Origin of the sequence: Streptomyces sp. DH12 (assembly GCF_020873895.1) — a bacterium.
Lineage (GTDB): Bacteria > Actinomycetota > Actinomycetes > Streptomycetales > Streptomycetaceae > Streptomyces.
This window is the reverse complement of the sequence record NZ_JAHWGT010001691.1, coordinates 1-386: the sequence shown is the minus strand read 5'-3', so window position 1 is coordinate 386 and position 386 is coordinate 1. Positions and strand designations below refer to the sequence as shown.

The window sequence follows — 386 nt, the reverse complement described above, 5'->3', positions numbered from 1 at the left end:
TCCCAGGGGCGGACGCGGACCCGTACCGGCAGGGTGTTGACGAACATGCCGATGGTGGACTCGATGCCGGGTATCTCGGGCGGGCGGTGGGAGACGGTGGCGCCGAACACCACGTCGTCGCGGCCCAGTTCGCCGCCGCGCCGTTCCGTGCGCGCCTGTTCGGCCAGGTGCAGGGCCCAGGCCCGGAACGGGGTGCCGACCGGGGGCAGCGGCGTGTGCGGGTCTTCCCAGGCGGCCTTCAGGTCCGGCAGCAGGATGCGCCAGGACACCCCGTCCACCACCAGGTGGTGCAGGGTGAGCAGCAGCGTTCCGGGGCGGCCGTCCCCGGCGTCGAGCCAGACGGCCTGACCGGTGCGGCCGGTGAACGGGTCGAGCCGGTCCCGGGC

The 386-nt window shown here is 74.6% G+C and carries 1 protein-coding gene; it reads right to left on the bottom strand.

The features are described 5' to 3' along the window. Positions 1 to 386: condensation domain-containing protein (locus LPA54_RS41760; protein ID WP_228985561.1), on the bottom strand; the 386-nt coding region annotated here is incomplete at both ends.